The organism is Pseudonocardia sp. Ae331_Ps2 (genome assembly GCF_001932405.1).
Lineage (GTDB): Bacteria > Actinomycetota > Actinomycetes > Mycobacteriales > Pseudonocardiaceae > Pseudonocardia.
Window position 1 is genome coordinate 4947913 of record NZ_MCIM01000001.1, and the last position, 18836, is coordinate 4966748.

Genomic DNA, 18836 nt, shown 5'->3' on the forward strand with positions numbered 1-18836 from the left:
GATGGACCTGCACACCGTCACCGGGTTCCGGCGCGCCCGCGAGCGCGCCGACCTGGCGCTGGCGCCGGGGGAGCGGATCCTCGCCGGCGGGACCTGGCTGTTCTCCGAGCCGCAGCCCGGCGTCACCGGCCTGGTCGACCTGACCACGATGGGCTGGGAGCCCCTGGAACCGCTGCCCGACGGCGGCCTGTCGGTGGCGGCGACCTGCCCGATCGCCGACCTCGCCGGGTACGGGGAGCGCACCGGGGCCCCGCTGTTCGCCCAGTGCGCGCACGCCCTGCTGGCGTCGTGGAAGATCTGGCACACCGCGACCGTCGGCGGGAACGTGTGCCGTGCCTACGCCGCCGCCGGGATGGTCGCGCTCGCCGCGACGCTCGACGGCGTCGCCGTCGTCTGGACCCCCGACGGCGCCGAGCACCGGGTCCCGGTCGCGACGCTCGTCACCGGGAACGGCACCACCGCGCTGCGCCCCGGCGAGGTCCTGCGCGCGGTCGAGCTGCCCGGTGCCGCACTGCGCGCCCGCACCGCCTTCCGCAAGATCGCACTCGCCGAGCTCGGCCGCTCCGGCGCCGTGCTCACCGGGCGGGTCGACACCGCGCGCGACGGCGGCGCGGCCACGTTCGTGATCACCGCCGCGACCGAGGCACCCACCGTCCTGCGCTACCCGGCCGGGGTGCCCGACCCGGACCGGCTGCGCGCCGACGTCGACGCCGTCGACGGCTGGTACACCGACCCGCTCGGTTCCGCGGACTGGCGCCACGGGGTCAGTGCGGTGCTGCTGGAGCAGATCCGGGAGGAGCTGTCGTGAAGCTGCACATCAACGACACCGAGCTGGAGGCCGAGCCCGCCCCGGGGCAGTGCACCCGCACGTTCCTGCGCGAGCACGGGCACCTGGAGGTGCGCAAGGGCTGCGACGCCGGGGACTGCGGCGCTTGCACAGTCCTGCTCGACGACCGGCCCGTGCACTCCTGCCTGATCCCCGCCCAGCGTCTCGACGGCGCGCGGGTCACCACCGTCGCCGGGCTGGCCGGGCCGGACGGGGAGCTGCACCCGGTGCAGCAGGCGTTCGTGGAGAAGTTCGGCTACCAGTGCGGGTTCTGCACGGCCGGGCAGATCGTCACCGCGTCTGCCCTGACCGCCGAGGACCTCGACGACCTGCCGCGGCGGATGAAGGGCAACCTGTGCCGCTGCACCGGCTACCGCAGCATCCGGGAGGCGATCGAGACCGGCGTCCGTCGTCGGTGCGCCGCCGACGGTCCCCGCGCCGCGGAGGGCACGGTCGGCTGCTCGGCCCGGCCCCCGGCGGCCGAGCGCATCGTCACCGGCGCCGAGCCGTTCACCTTCGACGTCGACCTCACCGGTGCCCTGCACCTGCGGATCCTCGGCTCCCCGCACGCCTACGCCCGGATCCGGTCGATCGACACCACCGCGGCCGCGGCCGCACCGGGCGTCGCGCTGGTGCTGACCCACCACGACGTGCCGGACCTGCGGTACTCCACCGCCCGGCACGAGCACCGCACCGACGACCCCGACGACACCCGGATGCTCGACGACGTCGTCCGGCACGTCGGGCAGCGGGTCGCGGCCGTCGTCGCCGAGACCCCGGCACAGGCCGAGGCCGCCTGCGCCCTGATCGCCGTCGACTACGAGGTGCTGCCCGCCGTGCTGGACCCGGAGGCGGCCCGGCGGCCCGGCGCGCCGCTGGTGCACCCGGACCGGACCCCGGCCGACCGCGTCGACGAGGCGTCCCGCAACGTCGTGCTCGCCCTGCACGGCGGACACGGCGGCGACGTCGACGCCGCGCTCGCCGGGTCCGCGCACACCGTCACCGGCACCTGGCGCACCAGCCGCGTCTCCCACGCCCAGCTCGAGTGCCACGGGGCCATCGGCTCCCTCGACGACGACGGCCGCCTCGTCGTCCGCGCGGGGACCCAGGTCCCGTTCCTCACCCGCGCCGAGCTCGCCCGCGTGCTCGACCTGGACCCCGACCGGGTCCGGGTGCACACCGCGCGGGTCGGCGGCGGGTTCGGCGGCAAGCAGGAGATGTTCGCCGAGGACCTCGTCGGGCTCGCGGTGCTGCGGACCGGGCGCACCGTCGTCCACGAGTTCACCCGGACCGAGGAGTTCACCCGCACCGCGCTGCGCCACCCGATGCGGGTCGCGGTCACGCTCGGCGCCGACGACGACGGCCGGCTCACCGCGATGAAGCTCGACGTCCTGTCCGACACCGGCGCCTACGGCAACCACTCCCGCGGGGTGCTGTTCCACGCCGTCGCCGAGTCGGTCAGCGTCTACAACTGCCCCGTCAAGCACCTCGACGCCGAGGTCGTCTACACGAACAACGTCCCCAGCGGCGCGTTCCGCGGCTACGGCCTGGGCCAGGTGATGTTCGCCGTCGAGTCCGCGATGGACGAGCTGGCGATCGTCGCCGGCCTCGACCCGTTCGACCTGCGGCGGCGCAACATGGTCCGCGCCGGGGACCCGCTGCACGTCGCCCACCACGGCGACCCCGAGCACGACCTGCACTGGACCAGCTACGGCATGGACCAGTGTCTCGACCTCGTGCAGGACGCACTGGCCGACGGTAGCGGCGACCCCGTGCCGGACGGTCCGACGTGGCGCGTCGGCGAGGGCACGGCACTGGGCATGATGACGACGATGGCCCCGTTCGGCCACGCCGCCACCACCACGGTGACCCTGTTGCCCGGTGGGCGCTACCGGCTCGGTGCCGGCACCGTCGAGTTCGGCAACGGCACCACGACGACCCATCGCCAGGTCGTCGCGACCGTGCTCGGCACGACCGCGGACCGGGTCGACGCCCACCACGGGGACACGGACGCCTGCGGCTACGACACCGGGGCGTTCGCCTCGGCGGGCACCACCGTGGCGGGCAAGGCCCTGCACGCCGCGGCCACCGCGCTGCGGGCCCACATCCTCGCGGTGACCGGCGGCGGAGAGCTGCACGCCGACGGCGTCACGACCCCCGACGGCGAGTGGTCCCTCGACGAGGTGCTGGCCGCCGCGTCGGCGCCGGGGGGACTGTCGGCGACGGGGGAGGAACCCGGCACCGCGCGGGCGATCACCGCGAACTGCCACGGCGTGCGGGTCGCGGTGGACACCGCCACCGGCGAGGTCCGGGTGCTGCGCTCGGTGCAGGCCGTCGACGCCGGCACCGTCCTGAACCCCGAGCAGCTGCGTGGGCAGGTGGAGGGCGGTGCCGCGATGGGGCTGGGCAGCGCCCTCTACGAGGAGGTGTACGTCGGGGAGTCCGGGGAGATCCTCAACCCGGTGTTCCGCACGTACCGGGTGCCGCAGATGGCCGACGTCCCGGTCACCGAGGTGCGCTACGCCCGGACCCACGACGCGCTGGGCACCTACGGCGCGAAGTCGATGAGCGAGGCGCCCTACAACCCGGTGGCGCCCGCGGTCGCGAACGCGATCCGCCGGGCGCTGGGGGTGCGGCCGTACCACCAGCCGTTCAGCCGCGACCGGGTGTGGCGGCTCGCGGCCGGTGGCACGGCGCCGTGAGCTGCGTGGTCAGCCGCGGCGGCGGGCGTGCTCCAGCAGCGCGGTCGCGGTGCGCCTGCCCAGCTCGTTCGCGGCCAGGGGGCTGTCCCCGGTGATGACGTTGCGGTCGGTGGTGCAGCGGCCGGTCATGTCGTCGTTGACCACGCGGACGCCCTCGTCCTGGAGTGCCTTGCCGAGCAGCCACGGCATCTCGCCGGGCAGGTAGCCGATGTCGATGTTGGCGCCGGCGTCGAGCGCGTCGGGGAACACGCACATCTCGTAGCCCTCGAAGACCGACCGCCCGCGGCCGATGCGGGTGGAGAGGAACGCCGCGGGCCCGTGGCACAGCGACACCACGAGCCGGTCGGTGCGCATGGCCCACTCCAGGGTGTCGCGGACGTCGGTGGAGAACGGCAGCCCGGACAGCGCACCGTGCCCGCCCGGGACGAACACCGCCAGGTAGTCCGAGTCCTCGCCCAGCTCGCGGTCGACGACCTCGGCCAGCGACTTCGGGGCCCGCCACTGCGCGAGCAGCTTCTCGCGGGCGCTGCCGACCGCCTCGTCCTCGCCGGGGTAGGCCCACCACTCGAACTTCGCCGGGTTGCCGGTGAGCGTCGCGATCTCGACGCCGAACCCGGCCTCCAGCACGTGGTGCAGGGGGAGCAGGGTCTCCACCGGGTGGTTGCCGGTGGAGAAGAAGGTGCCGTTGCCCATGCGCAGGTAGCGTTCGTCGGTGGCCAGGACGAGCACCTTCCAGCGGCCGCCGGACCAGGCGTGCCGCTCGGTGGCGAGACCGTCGAAGTCCGTCCTCGGCGCGGTGTAGGCGTCCAGCGAGTACGGCGACGGGAAGTACGCATCGTGCTCCGCCGGGTCCGCGGTCGGATCCTTGCTGAGCGTGCTGTCGGACATCGGGGTGCCTCCGGGTCGTTCGTGCGGTGCCCGAGCGGCCTACCCCCGCCCGGTGCCCGCGAACCGCGCCGCCGGACCCCGCCGTGGGAAGGACGGTTCGTGCGGTGAACGGTGGCGGGCGTCGTCGTCCGGGTCAGAAGTCGTGGCTCGCCTCCGGCGGTGCCCCGGTGATCCGCTGCAGGTGCACCCGGCGGGCGAGCCGGATCACCGGTCGGATCATCAGCTCGATCGAGCCGAGGAGGAACAGCCATGTCCCCGCGTAGCTGGTGGCCTCGGAGAAGAACAGCACGCTGCCGATCACGAACCACAGCGCCACCAGGATGTCGTTGACGATGCTGAGCACCTCGTAGCGCTTCCGGACGACGAGCTCCTCGTGCCCGATGGTGAACGTCAGCGGTCGGTCGTGCGGGGTCGGTCCCATGCCGTGGTGGGTACCCCCTCGACCGGCCGTCCGCACGCCGGGAAGGGTGAGCACGTGCACACGACGCCCCAACGCCGGATCGGCACCGGCGACGCCGTCGTCCTCGGGATCGGGTCCATGCTGGGCGCCGGGGTGTTCGCGGTCTTCGGGCCCGCCGCGGCCGTCGCTGGGACGGCCCTGCTGCCCGCGCTCGCCGTGGCCGGCGCGGTCGCGGTCGCCAACGCGATGTCCTCGGCGTGGCTCGCCGCCCGCCACCCCGAGTCCGGTGGGGCCTACGTCTACGGCCGCCGCCGGCTGGGGGAGACGTGGGGGTTCCTCGCCGGGTGGGCGTTCGTCACCGGCAAGACCGCGTCGTGCGCCGCGATGGCCCTCACCCTGGGCTCCTACGCCTGGCCGGACCACGCCCGCGCGGTCGCGGCGGCGGCGGTGGTCGCGATGGTCGCGGTGAACCTGCGTGGCGTCACCCGCACCGCGCTCGCCACCCGGGTCCTGGTCGGGTGCACCCTCGCGGTGCTGACGGCGGTGGTCGTCGCCGCGTTCTCCCGCCCCGCCGTCGCCGCGCCGCTGCAGGGCTGGACCGACGCCGGTCCGCTCGCGGTGCTGCAGGCCGCCGGGCTGCTGTTCTTCGCCTTCGCCGGGTACGCCCGGATCGCGACGCTCGGCGAGGAGGTCCGCGACCCCGCACGCACCATCCCGCGGGCGATCCCGCTCGCGCTCGGCCTGGTGCTGGTGGTCTACGCGGTGGTCGCCGTCGCCGCGCTGCGGGCCGCCGGGCCGGACGCGCTCGCGGCGTCCGCGGCGCCGCTGGCCACCGCGGCCGGGGACGGGACGGCACCCCTGGTGCGCATCGGGGGCGCCGTCGCGTCGGCCGGGGTGCTGCTCGCGCTGGTCGCCGGGATGGGGCGCACCGTGCTGGCCATGGCCCGGGACCGGGAGCTGCCGGGCGCACTCGCCGCGGTCCACCCGCGGTTCGCGGTGCCGCACCGCGCCGAGCTCGCCGTCGGCGCGGTCGTGCTGCTGCTGGTGGTCACGGCCGCTCCGGTCACCGCGATCGGCCTGTCCGGGTTCGCGGTGCTGCTGTACTACGCCGTCGCCAACGCCGCGGCGCTCACCCTGCACCGCGACCGGCCATGGCGCCGCGCCCTGTCGGGGTTCGGGCTGCTCGGCTGCGTGGTGCTCGCGACGCTGCTGCCGCGGGTGTCGGTGCTGGCGGGGGCCGTGGTCCTGGCGGCCGGGACGGCGGTGCGGGCGCTCGTACGGGCCGGGCGGGTCCGCCGTGGCGGCACCTGCACCGGCGACGACCGGACGGATCCCGTCGGGCGGTGAGCCGCGGCCGCCCCGCCCGCGGTGGCCCCGGGCCCGCTCGGTCCGCCGCGACCGTTCCCCCCCCCGCCCCGGCCCGCGCCCCGGCAGGGCCCGGACGGAGGCTGCTCCGGTCGTGGGCGGCCGGGCTCAGCAGCGGCGGTCCCCGTCGGCCCCGTCGCGCAGGACGGCGAGGATGCGGGCCAGCTCGGCGCGGTCGTCGTCGGACAGCCGTGCGAACAACGCCTCGGCCCCGTCGGCCCGTGCGGCCCGCACGTCGCGCGCGGTCGCCGCGCCCGCGTCCGTGACCCGCACCAGCACCGCCCGCCGGTCCGCCGGGTCAGTCGCCCGTTCGACGAGCCCGAGTCCGGCCAGCGCGTCGACGACCTCGGTCGCCGACCGCGGCGTGATCCGCAGGTGCCCGGCCAGCGTGCCCGGGCGCATCTCGCCGTGCCGGACCAGCGTGCCCAGCGCCCGCGCCTGCGACGGCGTCAGACCCCAGGCCGCCAGCCGCTCGGCCGAGGCGTGGCGCAGTGAGCGCGCGACCGACCAGAACGCGTCGACGAGGTCGCCGCGCGACTGGCTGGGTGGTTCCCGGTCCGGCACGGGAACAGACTAGCGCAGGACGCTGTTGCTGCCTCATAGTGAGGCAACCACAGTAATCGGCCCGGAGGAGACCCCTTGGACACCCGACCCCCGAACCGGCCCGGACGGCCGGACACCCGCACCGCCACCCCCGAGGAACGGGAGCAGGCGCGCGCGGTCTCGCTGCGCCGCATCGGCGCACTGTTCGCCCCGCACCGGGGCCCGCTCACGGTCGTCGTCGTGACGATCGTGGCGTCCTCGATCGTGGGAATGGCCTCGCCGTTCCTGCTCCGCGAGGTCATCGACGTCGCCCTGCCCGAGCGCGACGTCACCCTGCTCGCCTGGCTGGCCGCGGGCATGGTCGCGGTCGCCGCGGTCACCGCCGCCCTCGGCGTCGCCCAGACCTGGATCTCCACCCGCATCGGGCAGGAGGTCATGCACGGGCTGCGCACCGGCGTCTTCGCCCACCTGCAGCGCCAGAGCCTGGCGTTCTTCACCCGCACCCGCACCGGGGAGGTGCAGTCGCGGATCACCAACGACATCGGCGGCATGCAGTCGGTGGTCACCAGCACCGCCACCTCGGTCGCGTCGAACCTGACCACCACCGTCGCCACCCTGGTCGCGATGACCGCGTTGTCCTGGCAGCTCACACTGGTGTCCCTGGTCGTGCTGCCCCCGGCGATCCTGCTGACCCGGCGGGTCGCCCGCACCCGCCGCGCGATCACCGCGGCCCAGCAGCGCGAGCTCGCCGACCTGAGCGTCGCGGTCGAGGAGAACCTGTCCGTCGACGGGATCGCCCTGTCCAAGACCCTGGGCAGCGGCCCGGAGCTGAGCCGCCGGTTCGCCGAGTCCTCGTCCCGGCTGATCGGGCTGGAGCTGCGCTCCCAGCTCGCCGGACGCTGGACGATGGCCGTCACCCAGGTCGTGTTCGCCGCCGTCCCGGCCGCCATCTACCTCGCCGCCGGGCTGCCGTTCGCCGCCGGGACGATGAGCATCGGCACCCTCGTGGCGTTCACCGCGCTGCAGGGCGGGCTGTTCCGCCCGGTCATGGGCATGCTGAGCGTCGGCGTGCAGATCGTCGCCTCGCTGGCGCTGTTCGAGCGGATCTTCTCCTACCTCGACCTGACCACCGACGTGCCCGAGCCCGAGCATCCCGTCGCTGTCGACCACGACCGCGTCCGCGGGCACGTGCGGATCGAGGACGTCACCTTCGTCTACCCGGGCAGCGACGCCGCCGCCGTCGCCGGCATCGACCTCGACGTCCCCGCGGGCACCACGCTGGCCCTGGTCGGGGAGACCGGGTCGGGCAAGACCACCCTGGCCGGGCTCGTGTCCCGGCTGCACGACCCGACCGCGGGCCGGGTGACCATCGACGGGATCGACCTGCGCGACATGGCCGCGGCCGACCTGACCCGGATCGTCGGCGTCGTCGGGCAGGACACCTACCTGTTGCACGCCACCGTGCGGGAGAACCTGCGCCACGCCCGCCCGGACGCCACCGACGCCGAGATCGAGGCCGCCGCCCGCGCCGCGCAGGTCCACGACCTGATCGTCTCGCTGCCCGAGGGCTACGACACCGTCGTCGGCTCACGCGGGCACCGGTTCTCCGGCGGGGAGAAGCAGCGGATCGCGATCGCCCGCACGCTGCTGCGCGACCCGAAGGTGCTGGTCCTCGACGAGGCCACCAGTGCGCTGGACACCCGTACCGAGCGGGCGGTGCAGGCCGCGTTCGACGCGCTGGCCCACGGCCGCACGACGATCACCATCGCGCACCGGCTCACGACCGTGCGCGACGCCGACCGGATCGCCGTCGTCGACCACGGCCGGATCGTCGAGTCCGGCAGCCACGACGAGCTGCTCGCCGACGCGGGCCGCTACGCCGCGCTCGCCGCGGTGTGAGGGACGGCGCCGGCCCTACGCCGGCCTACGCCACGCCCGGCGCCGTCACGACCTCGATGAGCCGGGGGCCGTCGTCGGCGAAGGCCTCCTTCAGCGCCGCCGCGGCGGAGGCGGCGTCCCGCACCGACACCGCGGGCACGCCGTAGCCCTCGGAGATCCGCACGAAGTCGATCCCGGGGACGTCCAGGCCCGGTGTCTCGCCGGTGCCCAGCAGCTCGGCGAAGCCGCGCAACGCACCGTAGGTCCCGTTGCGCAGGATCACGACGACCACCGGCACCCGGTACTGCGCCGCCGTCCAGAGCGCGGTGATGCCGTAGTTGGCGGACCCGTCGCCGACGAGTGCGACCACCCGGCGCGCGTCGCCGTGGGCCAGCTGCGCGCCGACCGCGGCGGGCAGCCCGAACCCGAGACCACCGGACGCGGGGAACAGGTAGCTGCCCGGCTCGGTCAGGTCGGCCTGGGTGACGAAGTCGTCGATCGTCGAGGTGGACTCGCACACGTGCACGGTCCCGGCCGGTGCCGCGTCCCGGACCAGCGCGAACAGCTGCTGCGGCGGGACGTGGTCCGCGGCGCCCTGCGGGGCGGGCGGTGCCGGCCGGGGCGGCAGCGGCACCCGCCCCGAGGCGGGCACCCGCCCGGCGAGCGCGGCCAGCGCCGGACCGACCGGGCCGACCCAGGCCTCGCCCATCGGGGCCCGCGCGGCCTCGGCCGGATCCGCGGTCAGGTGCAGCAGCCGGGAGCCCGCCGGCAGCAGGTCACCGGGGACCCACTGGTGGTAGCGGAACACCGGCGCACCCGCGACGAGCACGACGTCGTGCCCGGCCAGCCGGTCGGACACGTCGCGCACCGACGCCGGGAGGATCCCGCGGAACGCCGGGTGCCGGGTCGGGAACGGACAGCGCGACGCCGACGGCGCGATCCACACCGGGCAGGCGAGCCGCTCGGCCAGGGCGACGGCGTGGCCGTTCGCCCGGTCCGCGTCGACCTGCGGACCCAGCACCAGGACCGGGTTCGCCGCCCCGGCCAGTGCCCCGGCCAGCTCGGCGACCGCCCGTTCACCCAGCTCGGCGGCGGTGGTCGTGCGTCGCGACGGCAGGTGCGCGGCGTCCGGGCCGGCCTCGCGGGACCAGTCGTCGTAGGGGATCGAGAGGTAGACCGGGCCTCGTGGGGCCAGCAGCGCGGTGTGCACCGCCTGGGACAGCGCCCGCGGGACGTCCTGGGCCGACGCGGGTTCGGCGGAGTACTTGACCAGCGGACGCGGCAGGGCGGTGGCGTCCACGTTGGTCAGCATGACCTCCTGGCCGACGGTCGACCGCACCTGCTGGCCCGCGGTGAGCACGAGCGGGGAGTGGGAGTAGACGGCGTTGGTGAGCGCGCCCATCGCGTTGCCCGACCCGGACGCCGCGTGCAGGTTGACCAGGGCCGGGCCGCCGGAGGCCAGGGCGTAGCCGTCGGCCATGCCCAGCACCGCGCCCTCGTGCAGACCCAGCACGTAGCGCACCCCGTCGGGCATCGCCGCCAGGAAGGGCAGCTCGTTGGAGCCGGGGTTGCCGAACACGGTGTCGATGCCGTGGGCGGTCAGCACCTGCCAGCCGGCTTCACCGACGGTCGTCATGGGGCTCCTCGGGTCGCGGACCCCCACCGTAGGTCGCCTCAGCGGCGCGCGGCGACCCGCTCGTCGTGGGCACTGCGCCGCAGGTGGGCGACGACCAGCGGCCGGACGGCCAGCGCGGCGGCGGCCAGGACCAGGGTGACGGAGGTGGGGGCCAGCGACACCGAGACGATCGTGGCGACGGCCAGCAGGACCATCAGCACCCCGGCGAGCACGACCGCGCGCACCTCGGTCGTCCGCGACTGCGGAGCGGCTCGGAACATGGCGTCCACCTCCTGGTCGGCGCCCGTGCCACCGACTCGCACAGTACGCCCCGAACCCTGGAGTTCGGTCCGGCTAACTCTACGCCTCGGCACGCCTGAACAACAGCGTCGGGTCGCCACGGGATCGGTGATCACCTATCGTGCACGCAGCGTCACACCCGCCGGGGGACCGAGGGGACGCCATGACGGGGGTGATGTGTGACCGCACCGGTACGGGTCCCGCACCGACACGTGCTGACCGTGCCGGTCAGCGACGAGCAGCTCGCCGAGGACGTCGCCGCGTTCCTGGCCGAGGGGCTCGCGGCGGGGGAGCGGGTCGTCTACCTCGACGACGACACCGCAGGTCTGGTCCTCTCCCGCCTGACCGACGACGGCGTCGACGTCACCGGCCCGCTGCGGTCCGGGCAGTTCCGGCTCGTCCCGGGCGAGGTCACCCGCGCCGCCCTGCGCGGCCCGCTCGAGGAGCTGACCGGGCTGGTGGCGCACCACCTCACCTCCGCCCTGGACGACGGCTGGGCGGGGCTGCGGGTCAGCGGCCAGACCGACCACGGCCTGCGCCGGCCCGGCGGGCAGGTGCTCGACGAGTACGACCGCAGGCTCGACGACGCCGTCCGCGACCAGCCGCTGCGCGTGCTGTGCGTCTACGACCACCTGCGCTACCCCGACGAGCTCATCGCGACGATGCGCGCCCGGCACCCCGCCGAGCTGACCGCCACCCCGCTCCACGACGACAGCCTGCTGCGCGTCACCGAGACCGGGCCGGCCCGGATCCGGCTGGCCGGCGAGGTCGACCACGCCAACCGCCCCCAGGTCCGCCGCGTGCTGGCCGGACTGATCGACCAGGTCGTGCGCGGCGACGTCGGGGAGGGCACGCTGACCGCGGACCTGTCCGCGCTGCGGTTCGTCGACGTCGCCGGTGCGGTCAGCCTCGTGCACGCCGCCGACGAGCTCCCGGCCAGTGTGCGGCTGCGGCTGGTGAACCTCCGCCCGGGTGTGGCCCGGCTGCTCGAACGCTGCGGTGCGGGGTTCGCCCCGCAGCTGGAGATGAGCATCCGCGAGCGGCACGCCCTGCGCCCCGCCGAGGCGCTGGACCTCGCGGCGGGTGCGGCCCAGCGAGCGGACCGGTCCACGCCCGGCGCCGACACGGCGGCCGCGATCTGACCGACCGGCCCCTGGGCCCCGGTGGCCTCAGCGCGTGTCGAGTGCGTGGAAGGACTCCACGAGCCGACCGGGCGGGAACCCGGCCCGCTTCGCCAGCGACTCGGACCACTGCCCGATCATGTCCTCCAGGTCGTTCATGTGGGCGGTCTGGCTCTCGTGCGCGCGCAGCGCCGCGATCTTCACGTCGATGGTGTCGGTGATGTCGACGTGCCGCGCCCCCTCCGGGTCGTCGGCCGGGGCCGGGCCCATGATCCACACCTCGCCGACCGTGTGCGCCTCGTACCCGGCCTCGGCCAGCTCGGGGAAGGCGTAGGGGTTGCGCGCGTCGGGGTAGACCGCGCACAGGGCGGCCTCGCCGGTCGCGGTGTGGTCGGGGTGGCTGCCGTACATGCTGCGCAGGTCGCGCACCGGCTGCGGCACGAGGACCCGGTCCGGGCGGACCTGCCGGATCACCCGCGCCAGGTCGCGGCGCAGCTCCAGGGTGACGGTCAGCCGCCCGTCGGGGTGGCCGAGGAACACCAGGTCGGAGACGCCCACCACGGCGGCCGCGGCGGTCTGCTCGGCCCGGCGGATGCCCGCGATGTCGCTGCGCGGCACGGCCGGGTCGAACCCGCCCGCGTCGCCGTCGGTCACCAGGCAGTAGGTCACCGCGACGCCGGCCGCGGTCCACACCGCGACGGTGCCGCTGCAGGAGAAGTCGATGTCGTCGGGGTGCGCGGCGATCACCAGCACGCGCTCCACCCCCGTGTGCGCGCGGTCGTCGGCCGCCGTGCGCTCGTCCTCGGTCGCAGTCACCCGGTCATCCTGGGTCACGCGCCCGGGGCGGTCACCGGCAGGACCCCTCCACGGGCGCCGTCCGATTCCGGGATGAACGGCGGCCGCGTGCGTGCCAGGCTGCCGGAGTGATCACCACCCCGATCGGGCCCGAGCTGCTGCACGGCGTCCTCGACGCCGTCGACGGCGAGCGTGGCCTGCTCCCGCAGCGGCTCCCCGCCCCCGCCCGCGCCCGCAACGGCGACCCGCAGCTGGCCGGGGCGCAGAGCCAGCCGTCCGGGGTCCGTGTCGTGTTCCGCACCGCCGCGCGGACGGTCGAGCTGGAGACCCTGCGCACCCGGATCGGGCTCGTCGGAGCCCCGCTGCGGCCCGACGGCGCCTACGACCTGCTCGTCGACGGCCGGCCGATGGGCAGTGCCACGACCTCCGGCGGGAAGCTCCTCATGACCGACCCGGCGACCGGACAGGTCACGGTCACCGACGGCGCACCCGGCCCGGTGCGGTTCACCCTGCCCGGCCACGACGCGATCGTCGAGATCTGGCTGCCGCACAACGAGATCACCGAGGTCGTCGCGCTGCGCACCGACGCGCCGGTCGCCGTCGTCCCGCCCGGTGGGCGCCCGGTGTGGCTGCACCACGGGAGCTCGATCAGCCAGGGCAGCAACGCCGCGGGGCCCAGCACCACCTGGCCGGCGCTCGCCGCTCGCGCCGCCGGTGTCGAGCTGGTCAACCTGGGGTTCTCCGGCAGCGCGATGCTGGACCCGTTCGTCGCCCGCGCTCTGCGCGACGCCCCGGCCGCGATGATCAGCGTCAAGATCGGGATCAACATCGTCAACGCCGACCTCATGCGCCGGCGTGCGTTCGCACCGGCCGTGCACGGGTTCCTCGACACGATCCGCGACGGCCACCCGGACACCCCGCTGCTGGTGGTGTCGCCGGTGCTGTGCCCGATCCACGAGCACACCCCGGGCCCGGGGGCGCCGGAGGTCGTCGACGGGCGGCTGCTGTTCCGCGCGACCGGCGACCCGGCCGGGGTCGCGGCGGGGCAGCTGACGCTGTCGGTGATCCGCGAGGAGCTGGCCCGGATCGTGGCCGACCGCACCCCGGAGGACCCGGCACTGGCCCTCCTCGACGGCCGGGAGCTCTACGGCGAGGACGACGCGGCCGAGCTGCCGCTGCCCGACCGGCTGCACCCGTGTCCGGAGGCGCACGTGCGGATGGGGGAGCGGTTCGCCCGGCTGGCGTTCGGTGCGGGGGGTGCGTTCCACGCGGCGGCGCGTTCCACACCGCGAACCGCGGGCCCGCCTGACCGGTGACCGGCCGGGGGCCCGCGGGAACGGGCTCAGTTGCCGTCCTGGTCCAACTGCCCCTCGAGGCGGCCCTCGAAGTCCTGCTGGCACTGCGCGATCGCGGACTGGTCGTTGCCGGCCTGCTGCACACAGCTGACGTACTCGCTACCGCCGACCTGGTTGAACACGCTCACGCCGAACGCGACGACGGCGATCGCGATGACGATGCCGACGACGCCGAGGACGAGCCCGGCGATCGCGACACCGCGGTTGGTGGCGGCGCCCTTGGACGCCCGGCTGATCCCGAGGATGCCCAGCGCGACCGCGACGACACCGAACAGGGCACCGATCAGGAAGAACCCGAGCAGCACGGCCAGGATGCCGAGCACCAGCGCGGCGATCCCGACGCCGTTGCGCGGTGGGGTCGCCGGCGCCCCGCCCTGCGGCCACCCCGGGGGCCCGGCGGCCGGGCGGTCCGGGTAGGCGGCCTGGTCGTGGCCCTGTGCGCCGTAGGGCTGCTGGCCGTACTGCTGGTCACCGTACTGCTGCTGGCCGTAGGGCTGTTGCCCGTACGGCTGCTGGCCGTACTGCTGCTGACTCTGCTGCTGCCCGCCGTGGGGCTGGGCGCCGGGGTGCTCGCCGTGGGGCTGCCCGTCGTAGGGCTGGTTCTGCCGGGTCGGCTGGTCCAGGTTGTTCGGGTCCTGCGGGTCCCCGGGCTGACCCGGGTACGGGGGTGGGCTGCTCACGCTCGTCCTCTCCTCACCGACGCACCGGGTGGTCCCCGATGCCGGCGGTGTCGTCCGGCGGAGTCGCCGTGACCGTCCTCGCCGTCGTGTCCGGTTCGATGATCCCCAGGTGCCCGTGTCCGGTCCAGGCAAAACACCCAGGGGAGCGGCGCGGGAACCCCGGTCGTGATGGGATCGGTGCCCGTGAGCGGCATCGACGAGATCGAGGAGTGGGCCCGGGCGCAGCGCCGGGTCGTCGACCTGGTGCGGGACCTGCCACCCGAGCGCACGGAGCTGACCGTCCCGGCCTGCCCGGACTGGACGGTGCGCGACCTGTTCTCGCACATGGTCGGTCTAGGTGCCGACGTGGTGCGCGGCGACGAGCCCGACGACCACAACGAGGAGTGGACGAGCCGGCAGGTGCGGGAACGGCGCGACCACGACGTGACCGCACTCGTCGCGGAGTGGGAGTCGCTGACCGGCCCGCTGCGCGACTGGATGGCGGCGAACACCACCCGCCCGCTCGGCGACGTGATCATCCACGAGCAGGACCTGCGCGGTGCGCTGCGCGAGCCCGGCGGACAGCACACCCCCGGCCTCTACGCGGTCATGGACCGGTTCCTGGACCGGTTCGCCGCCGCGCTCGGCGACCGGGCACCGATCGCGCTGATCGGCGACGGCCGCCGCTGGGTGTCCGCAGGCGACGAGGCGGGGGCCGCGGTCGTCGTGCGGGCCCCGGACTTCGAGCTGGCCAGGGCCCTGATGACCCGCCGGTCGGCGGCGCAGCTGCGGGCCTGGACCGAGCGCGGTGACGTCGAGCCCTACCTGGACGCGTTCGCCCTGCTCGGGCCGTTGCCCGACACCGACCTCACCGAGTCCTGACCGCGGTCGTCACCGAAGGGGCCGGCACCGGTCAGCACCGTCGACGTGACACGGTCCTGACAGTGGGTCCAGACTGGGCCGGTGAGCGTGCACCCCACCCACCCCGTCCCCGCCCTCGACGACGCGCTGACCGCGCGCGCCGTCGACCGTGTGCGCCGCTGGACCGCGCGCACCGGCACCTCCCCGTCCACCGGCGCCGGCCGCGGTACCGACCCGACGCAGCGGCTGGCCGCGTTGATGCACGACCCCGCAGGCGTCGACTTCACCCTGCGCTTCGTCGACCGCGTCGCCCGTCCCGCCGACGACCGGGTTGCGGCCCGCGAGCTGGCCCGGCTCGCCGGGGCGGGCGCCGCACTGCCGGCGTTCGTCGCCGGTACCGACCGGCTGCTGCTGCGGGCCGGCGGCCGGCTGGCGACGGCGCTGCCGCACGTCGTCGTGCCCGCGGCGCGGTCGCGGCTGCGCAGCCTGGTCGGGCACCTGATCGTCGACGCCGGCGGGCGGGGCCTGGACCGGCGGCTCGCCGCGGCCCGCCGCGACGGACACCGGCTGAACCTCAACCTGCTCGGCGAGGCGGTCCTCGGCCGCGACGAGGCCGACCGTCGCCTCGCCCGCACGATCGCGCTGGTGCGCCGGCCTGGCGTGGACCACGTCTCGGTGAAGGCGTCCTCGGTCGTCGCGCAGCTCGTGCCGTGGGACCTCGGGGGCAGCCGGGACCTGCTCGTGGACCGGCTGCTGCCGCTCTACCGGGCCGCCCGCGAGCACGGCGTGTTCGTGAACCTCGACATGGAGGAGTACAAGGACCTCCATCTGACCATCGCGCTGTTCACGACGCTGCTGGCACGCCCGGAGTTCCACGACCTGCCCGCCGGCATCGTCCTGCAGGCCTACCTGCCCGACTCCGTCGCCGCGCTCGACGAGCTCGGGGAGTTCGCCACCCGCCGCGCCGCCGCGGGCGGAGCCCCGATCAAGGTGCGTCTGGTGAAGGGCGCGAACCTGGCCATGGAACGGGTCGACGCCGAGCTGCACGACTGGCCGCAGGCCCCCTACGCCACCAAGGCCGAGGTCGACGCCAACTACGTCCGGCTCCTCGACCGCGGCATCGGCGGCCCGCACGCCGACGGGATGCGCCTGGGCATCGCGTCGCACCACCTCCACCACGTCGCGCTCGCGCTGGAACTGGCCGAGGCCCGCGGTGTCCGGCCCCAGCTGGACCTGGAGATGCTGCAGGGCATGGCCCCCGCGTTCGCCGACGCCGTCGCGGGTGACCTGCCGGAGTCCGGGCCGGGCTCGCAGCTGGTGCTCTACACCCCCGTCGTGCACCGCGGTGACTTCGACACCGCGGTGTCCTACCTGGTCCGGCGGCTGGAGGAGAACGCCTCGCCGGAGGGATACCTGTACACACTTTTCGCCCCCGACTCCGGCGGCCCAGCGAGCTACCAGGAGCGGTTCCTCGCCTCGGTGCGCGACCGCGACGCCGTCGCCGCCACCCCGCGCCGCACCCAGGACCGCACCGTGTCCGCGCCGGTCGGTACCGACGGCCCGCTGCCGGGGGACCCCGTGCCGCGCGGGTTCCGCGCCGAGCCCGACACCGACCCGTCGCTTCCCGCGAACCGCGAGTGGGCCCGCCGCGCCGCGACGACCGTCGTCGCGCGCTCGGAGGTCCCGGTCGTCACCGACCCGGCCGCGGTCGACGCCGCGGTCGAGCGCGCCCGCACCTGCGGCTGGCGCGAGGTCCCCGCCGCGGAGCGGGCCGCGACGCTGCGCCGCGCCGCCCGCGCACTGGCCGCAGCCCGCGGGACGCTGCTGTCGGTGATGCTGCACGAGGCGGGCAAGACCGTCGCCGAGGCCGATCCCGAGATCTCCGAGGCCGTCGACTTCGCCGCCTACTACGCCGAGCGCGCTGCCGAGCTCGACGGCGCCGCGTTCACCCCGGACCGGGTCGTCGCGGTGACCCCGCCCTGGAACTTCCCGGTCGCGATCCCGCTCGGTGGCTGCCTGGCCGCGCTCGCCGCCGGCGCCCCGGTGCTGCTCAAGCCCGCCCCGCAGGTCCGCGCGTGCGCCGAGGCAGGGGTGGCCGCGCTGCACCGCGGCGGGATCCCGCGCGCCGCGCTGGCGCTGCTGCCCACCGACGAGGCCGACGCCGGACGCCGGCTCGTCACCCACCCCGCGATCGACCGGGTCGTGCTGACCGGCTCCTCGGAGACCGCCGCGCTGTTCCGGTCCTGGCGGCCGGACCTGAACCTCCTCGCGGAGACCAGCGGCAAGAACGCGCTGGTCATCACCCCCGCCGCCGACCCGGACCTCGCCGTCGCCGACCTCGTGCGCTCGGCGTTCGGCCACGCCGGGCAGAAGTGCTCCGCGGCGTCGCTGGCCATCCTGGTCGGTCCGGCCGCGACCGGCTCGGCCGTCGGGAGGCGGCTGCGCCGTCAGCTCGTCGACGCCGTCAGCACCCTGCGCGTCGGCCCCGGCACCGACCTCGCGACGACCATGGGCCCGCTGATCGAGGCGCCCTCGGCGAAGCTGCACCGCGCGCTCACCACGCTGGAGCCGGGGGAGCGGTGGCTGGTGCGCCCACGCCGGGTCTCCGAGACGGTGTGGACGCCGGGCGTGCGGGCCTGGGTCTCGCCGGGCAGCTGGTTCCACCGCACCGAGTGCTTCGGCCCGGTGCTCGGCCTGATGGCCGCCCGCGACCTCGACGAGGCGATCGCCTGGCAGAACGACACCGGCTTCGGTCTCACCGGCGGCATCCACTCCCTCGACGACGACGAGATCGCGCACTGGCTCGACCGCGTCGAGGTCGGCAACGCCTACGTCAACCGGCACATCACCGGCGCGATCGTGCAGCGCCAGTCCTTCGGCGGCTGGAAGGGCTCGGTGCTGGGCCCGGGCGCCAAGCCCGGCGGACCGAACTACGTCGCCCAGTTCGGCACCTGGCACGACGGCGACCTCCCCGCACCGGGCCCGACCTCCGGCCCGGCCGCCGACCGCGTGCTGGCCGCCGCGGCCGACCTGGACCCGGCCGCCCGCGACCGTCTCGCCCGCGCCGCCGCCGCCGACGCCCGCGCGTGGGACACCGAGTTCGGGGTCGAGCACGACCCGACCGGGCTGGCCGCGGAGTCCAACGTGTTCCGCTACCGGCCCGCCCCGTCGGCGACGCTGTGGTGCGGCACCGGCACCGCCCGCGCCGACGTCCTGCGGGTGCTGCTCGCCGCGGCCACGGCGGGGGTGCCGGTACGGCTGCACGGGCCGGGGATCCCGCCGGGCGAGGTCCCCGGCGGGGTGCACGGCGGCGACGGCCTCGTCCCCGTCGCGGGCGAGCGGATCCGGGCCCTGGGCACCGTGCCCGAGGGTCTGCGGGCGGCCGCCGCCGAGGTGGGCGCCTCCGTCGTGGACACCCCGGTGGTGCTCGACGGCCGCCGGGAGATGCTCACCGTGCTGCGCGAGCAGGCGGTCAGTCGCACCCGGCACCGGTTCGGCCACCTCGAACGGTGAACGATGGCGGACGCG

Annotated in this window: 15 protein-coding genes; 8 read left to right on the forward strand and 7 right to left on the reverse strand. The window is 75.5% G+C overall.

Annotated features, from left to right (window positions below):
* Window position 1 precedes the first annotated feature (1 nt).
* Together Ae331Ps2_RS23160 and Ae331Ps2_RS23165 are read left to right on the forward strand one after the other, a co-directional pair.
* The gene (locus tag Ae331Ps2_RS23160) at window positions 2–808 is read left to right on the forward strand and encodes an FAD binding domain-containing protein (protein ID WP_075306567.1); all 807 of its coding nucleotides are present in this window, start codon (window positions 2–4) and stop codon (window positions 806–808) included.
* Window positions 805–3528: a molybdopterin-dependent oxidoreductase gene (locus Ae331Ps2_RS23165; protein WP_075306566.1), complete on the forward strand. Its 2724-nt coding sequence runs from the start codon at window positions 805–807 to the stop codon at window positions 3526–3528. The genes Ae331Ps2_RS23160 and Ae331Ps2_RS23165 overlap by 4 nt, the downstream gene beginning before the upstream one ends.
* Before the next feature lie 9 nt (window positions 3529–3537).
* Here the strand turns inward: Ae331Ps2_RS23165 and hchA are convergent, their stop codons facing one another.
* Together hchA and Ae331Ps2_RS23175 are read right to left on the reverse strand one after the other, a co-directional pair.
* Entirely contained in the window at window positions 3538–4416 is an 879-nt protein-coding gene (gene hchA / locus Ae331Ps2_RS23170; RefSeq protein WP_075306565.1) for a glyoxalase III HchA, read from the reverse strand.
* A 133-nt stretch (window positions 4417–4549) separates the two neighbouring features.
* Window positions 4550–4837 (reverse strand): YrhK family protein, encoded by a 288-nt coding sequence (locus Ae331Ps2_RS23175; RefSeq protein ID WP_075306564.1) that lies wholly within the window; start codon window positions 4835–4837, stop codon window positions 4550–4552.
* Between the two features lie 54 nt (window positions 4838–4891).
* Here Ae331Ps2_RS23175 and Ae331Ps2_RS23180 point away from each other — a divergent pair, with 54 nt between their 5' ends.
* The gene (locus Ae331Ps2_RS23180) at window positions 4892–6163 is read left to right on the forward strand and encodes an APC family permease (RefSeq protein ID WP_075311832.1); all 1272 of its coding nucleotides are present in this window, start codon (window positions 4892–4894) and stop codon (window positions 6161–6163) included.
* A gap of 126 nt (window positions 6164–6289) precedes the next feature.
* Here the strand turns inward: Ae331Ps2_RS23180 and Ae331Ps2_RS33865 are convergent, their stop codons facing one another.
* Entirely contained in the window at window positions 6290–6745 is a 456-nt protein-coding gene (locus Ae331Ps2_RS33865; protein WP_020623805.1) for a MarR family winged helix-turn-helix transcriptional regulator, read from the reverse strand.
* A 75-nt stretch (window positions 6746–6820) separates the two neighbouring features.
* On the opposite strand from Ae331Ps2_RS33865, the gene Ae331Ps2_RS23190 reads away from it, so the two are divergent.
* Window positions 6821–8623, forward strand: a complete 1803-nt coding sequence (locus Ae331Ps2_RS23190) for an ABC transporter ATP-binding protein (RefSeq protein WP_020623806.1) — start codon at window positions 6821–6823, stop codon at window positions 8621–8623.
* Between the two features lie 25 nt (window positions 8624–8648).
* On the opposite strand, the gene mdlC is transcribed toward Ae331Ps2_RS23190, so the two are convergent.
* The gene (gene mdlC, locus Ae331Ps2_RS23195) at window positions 8649–10238 is read right to left on the reverse strand and encodes a benzoylformate decarboxylase (protein ID WP_075306563.1); all 1590 of its coding nucleotides are present in this window, start codon (window positions 10236–10238) and stop codon (window positions 8649–8651) included.
* Between the two features lie 38 nt (window positions 10239–10276).
* Complete coding sequence (locus tag Ae331Ps2_RS23200) at window positions 10277–10498, reverse strand: hypothetical protein (RefSeq protein ID WP_139318721.1); 222 nt, start codon at window positions 10496–10498, stop codon at window positions 10277–10279.
* A 198-nt stretch (window positions 10499–10696) separates the two neighbouring features.
* Here Ae331Ps2_RS23200 and Ae331Ps2_RS23205 point away from each other — a divergent pair, with 198 nt between their 5' ends.
* Window positions 10697–11659, forward strand: a complete 963-nt coding sequence (locus tag Ae331Ps2_RS23205; protein ID WP_075306562.1) for an MEDS domain-containing protein — start codon at window positions 10697–10699, stop codon at window positions 11657–11659.
* A 27-nt stretch (window positions 11660–11686) separates the two neighbouring features.
* Here the strand turns inward: Ae331Ps2_RS23205 and Ae331Ps2_RS23210 are convergent, their stop codons facing one another.
* Window positions 11687–12454: a PIG-L deacetylase family protein gene (locus Ae331Ps2_RS23210; RefSeq protein WP_075306561.1), complete on the reverse strand. Its 768-nt coding sequence runs from the start codon at window positions 12452–12454 to the stop codon at window positions 11687–11689.
* A gap of 107 nt (window positions 12455–12561) precedes the next feature.
* On the opposite strand from Ae331Ps2_RS23210, the gene Ae331Ps2_RS23215 reads away from it, so the two are divergent.
* Window positions 12562–13749 carry an SGNH/GDSL hydrolase family protein gene (locus tag Ae331Ps2_RS23215; RefSeq protein ID WP_075306560.1) on the forward strand — a complete coding sequence of 396 codons (1188 nt, stop codon included), beginning with the start codon at window positions 12562–12564 and terminating at the stop codon, window positions 13747–13749.
* Window positions 13750–13775: 26 nt separating this feature from the next.
* On the opposite strand, the gene Ae331Ps2_RS23220 is transcribed toward Ae331Ps2_RS23215, so the two are convergent.
* Window positions 13776–14468 (reverse strand): DUF4190 domain-containing protein, encoded by a 693-nt coding sequence (locus Ae331Ps2_RS23220; RefSeq protein WP_083695885.1) that lies wholly within the window; start codon window positions 14466–14468, stop codon window positions 13776–13778.
* Window positions 14469–14651: 183 nt separating this feature from the next.
* Here Ae331Ps2_RS23220 and Ae331Ps2_RS23225 point away from each other — a divergent pair, with 183 nt between their 5' ends.
* On the forward strand, window positions 14652–15329 hold the full coding sequence (locus Ae331Ps2_RS23225) for a maleylpyruvate isomerase family mycothiol-dependent enzyme (RefSeq protein ID WP_233147531.1): 678 nt from the start codon (window positions 14652–14654) through the stop codon (window positions 15327–15329).
* A gap of 81 nt (window positions 15330–15410) precedes the next feature.
* Window positions 15411–18821 (forward strand): bifunctional proline dehydrogenase/L-glutamate gamma-semialdehyde dehydrogenase, encoded by a 3411-nt coding sequence (locus tag Ae331Ps2_RS23230; RefSeq protein ID WP_075306559.1) that lies wholly within the window; start codon window positions 15411–15413, stop codon window positions 18819–18821.
* The last annotated feature ends 15 nt before the right edge of the window (window positions 18822–18836 follow it).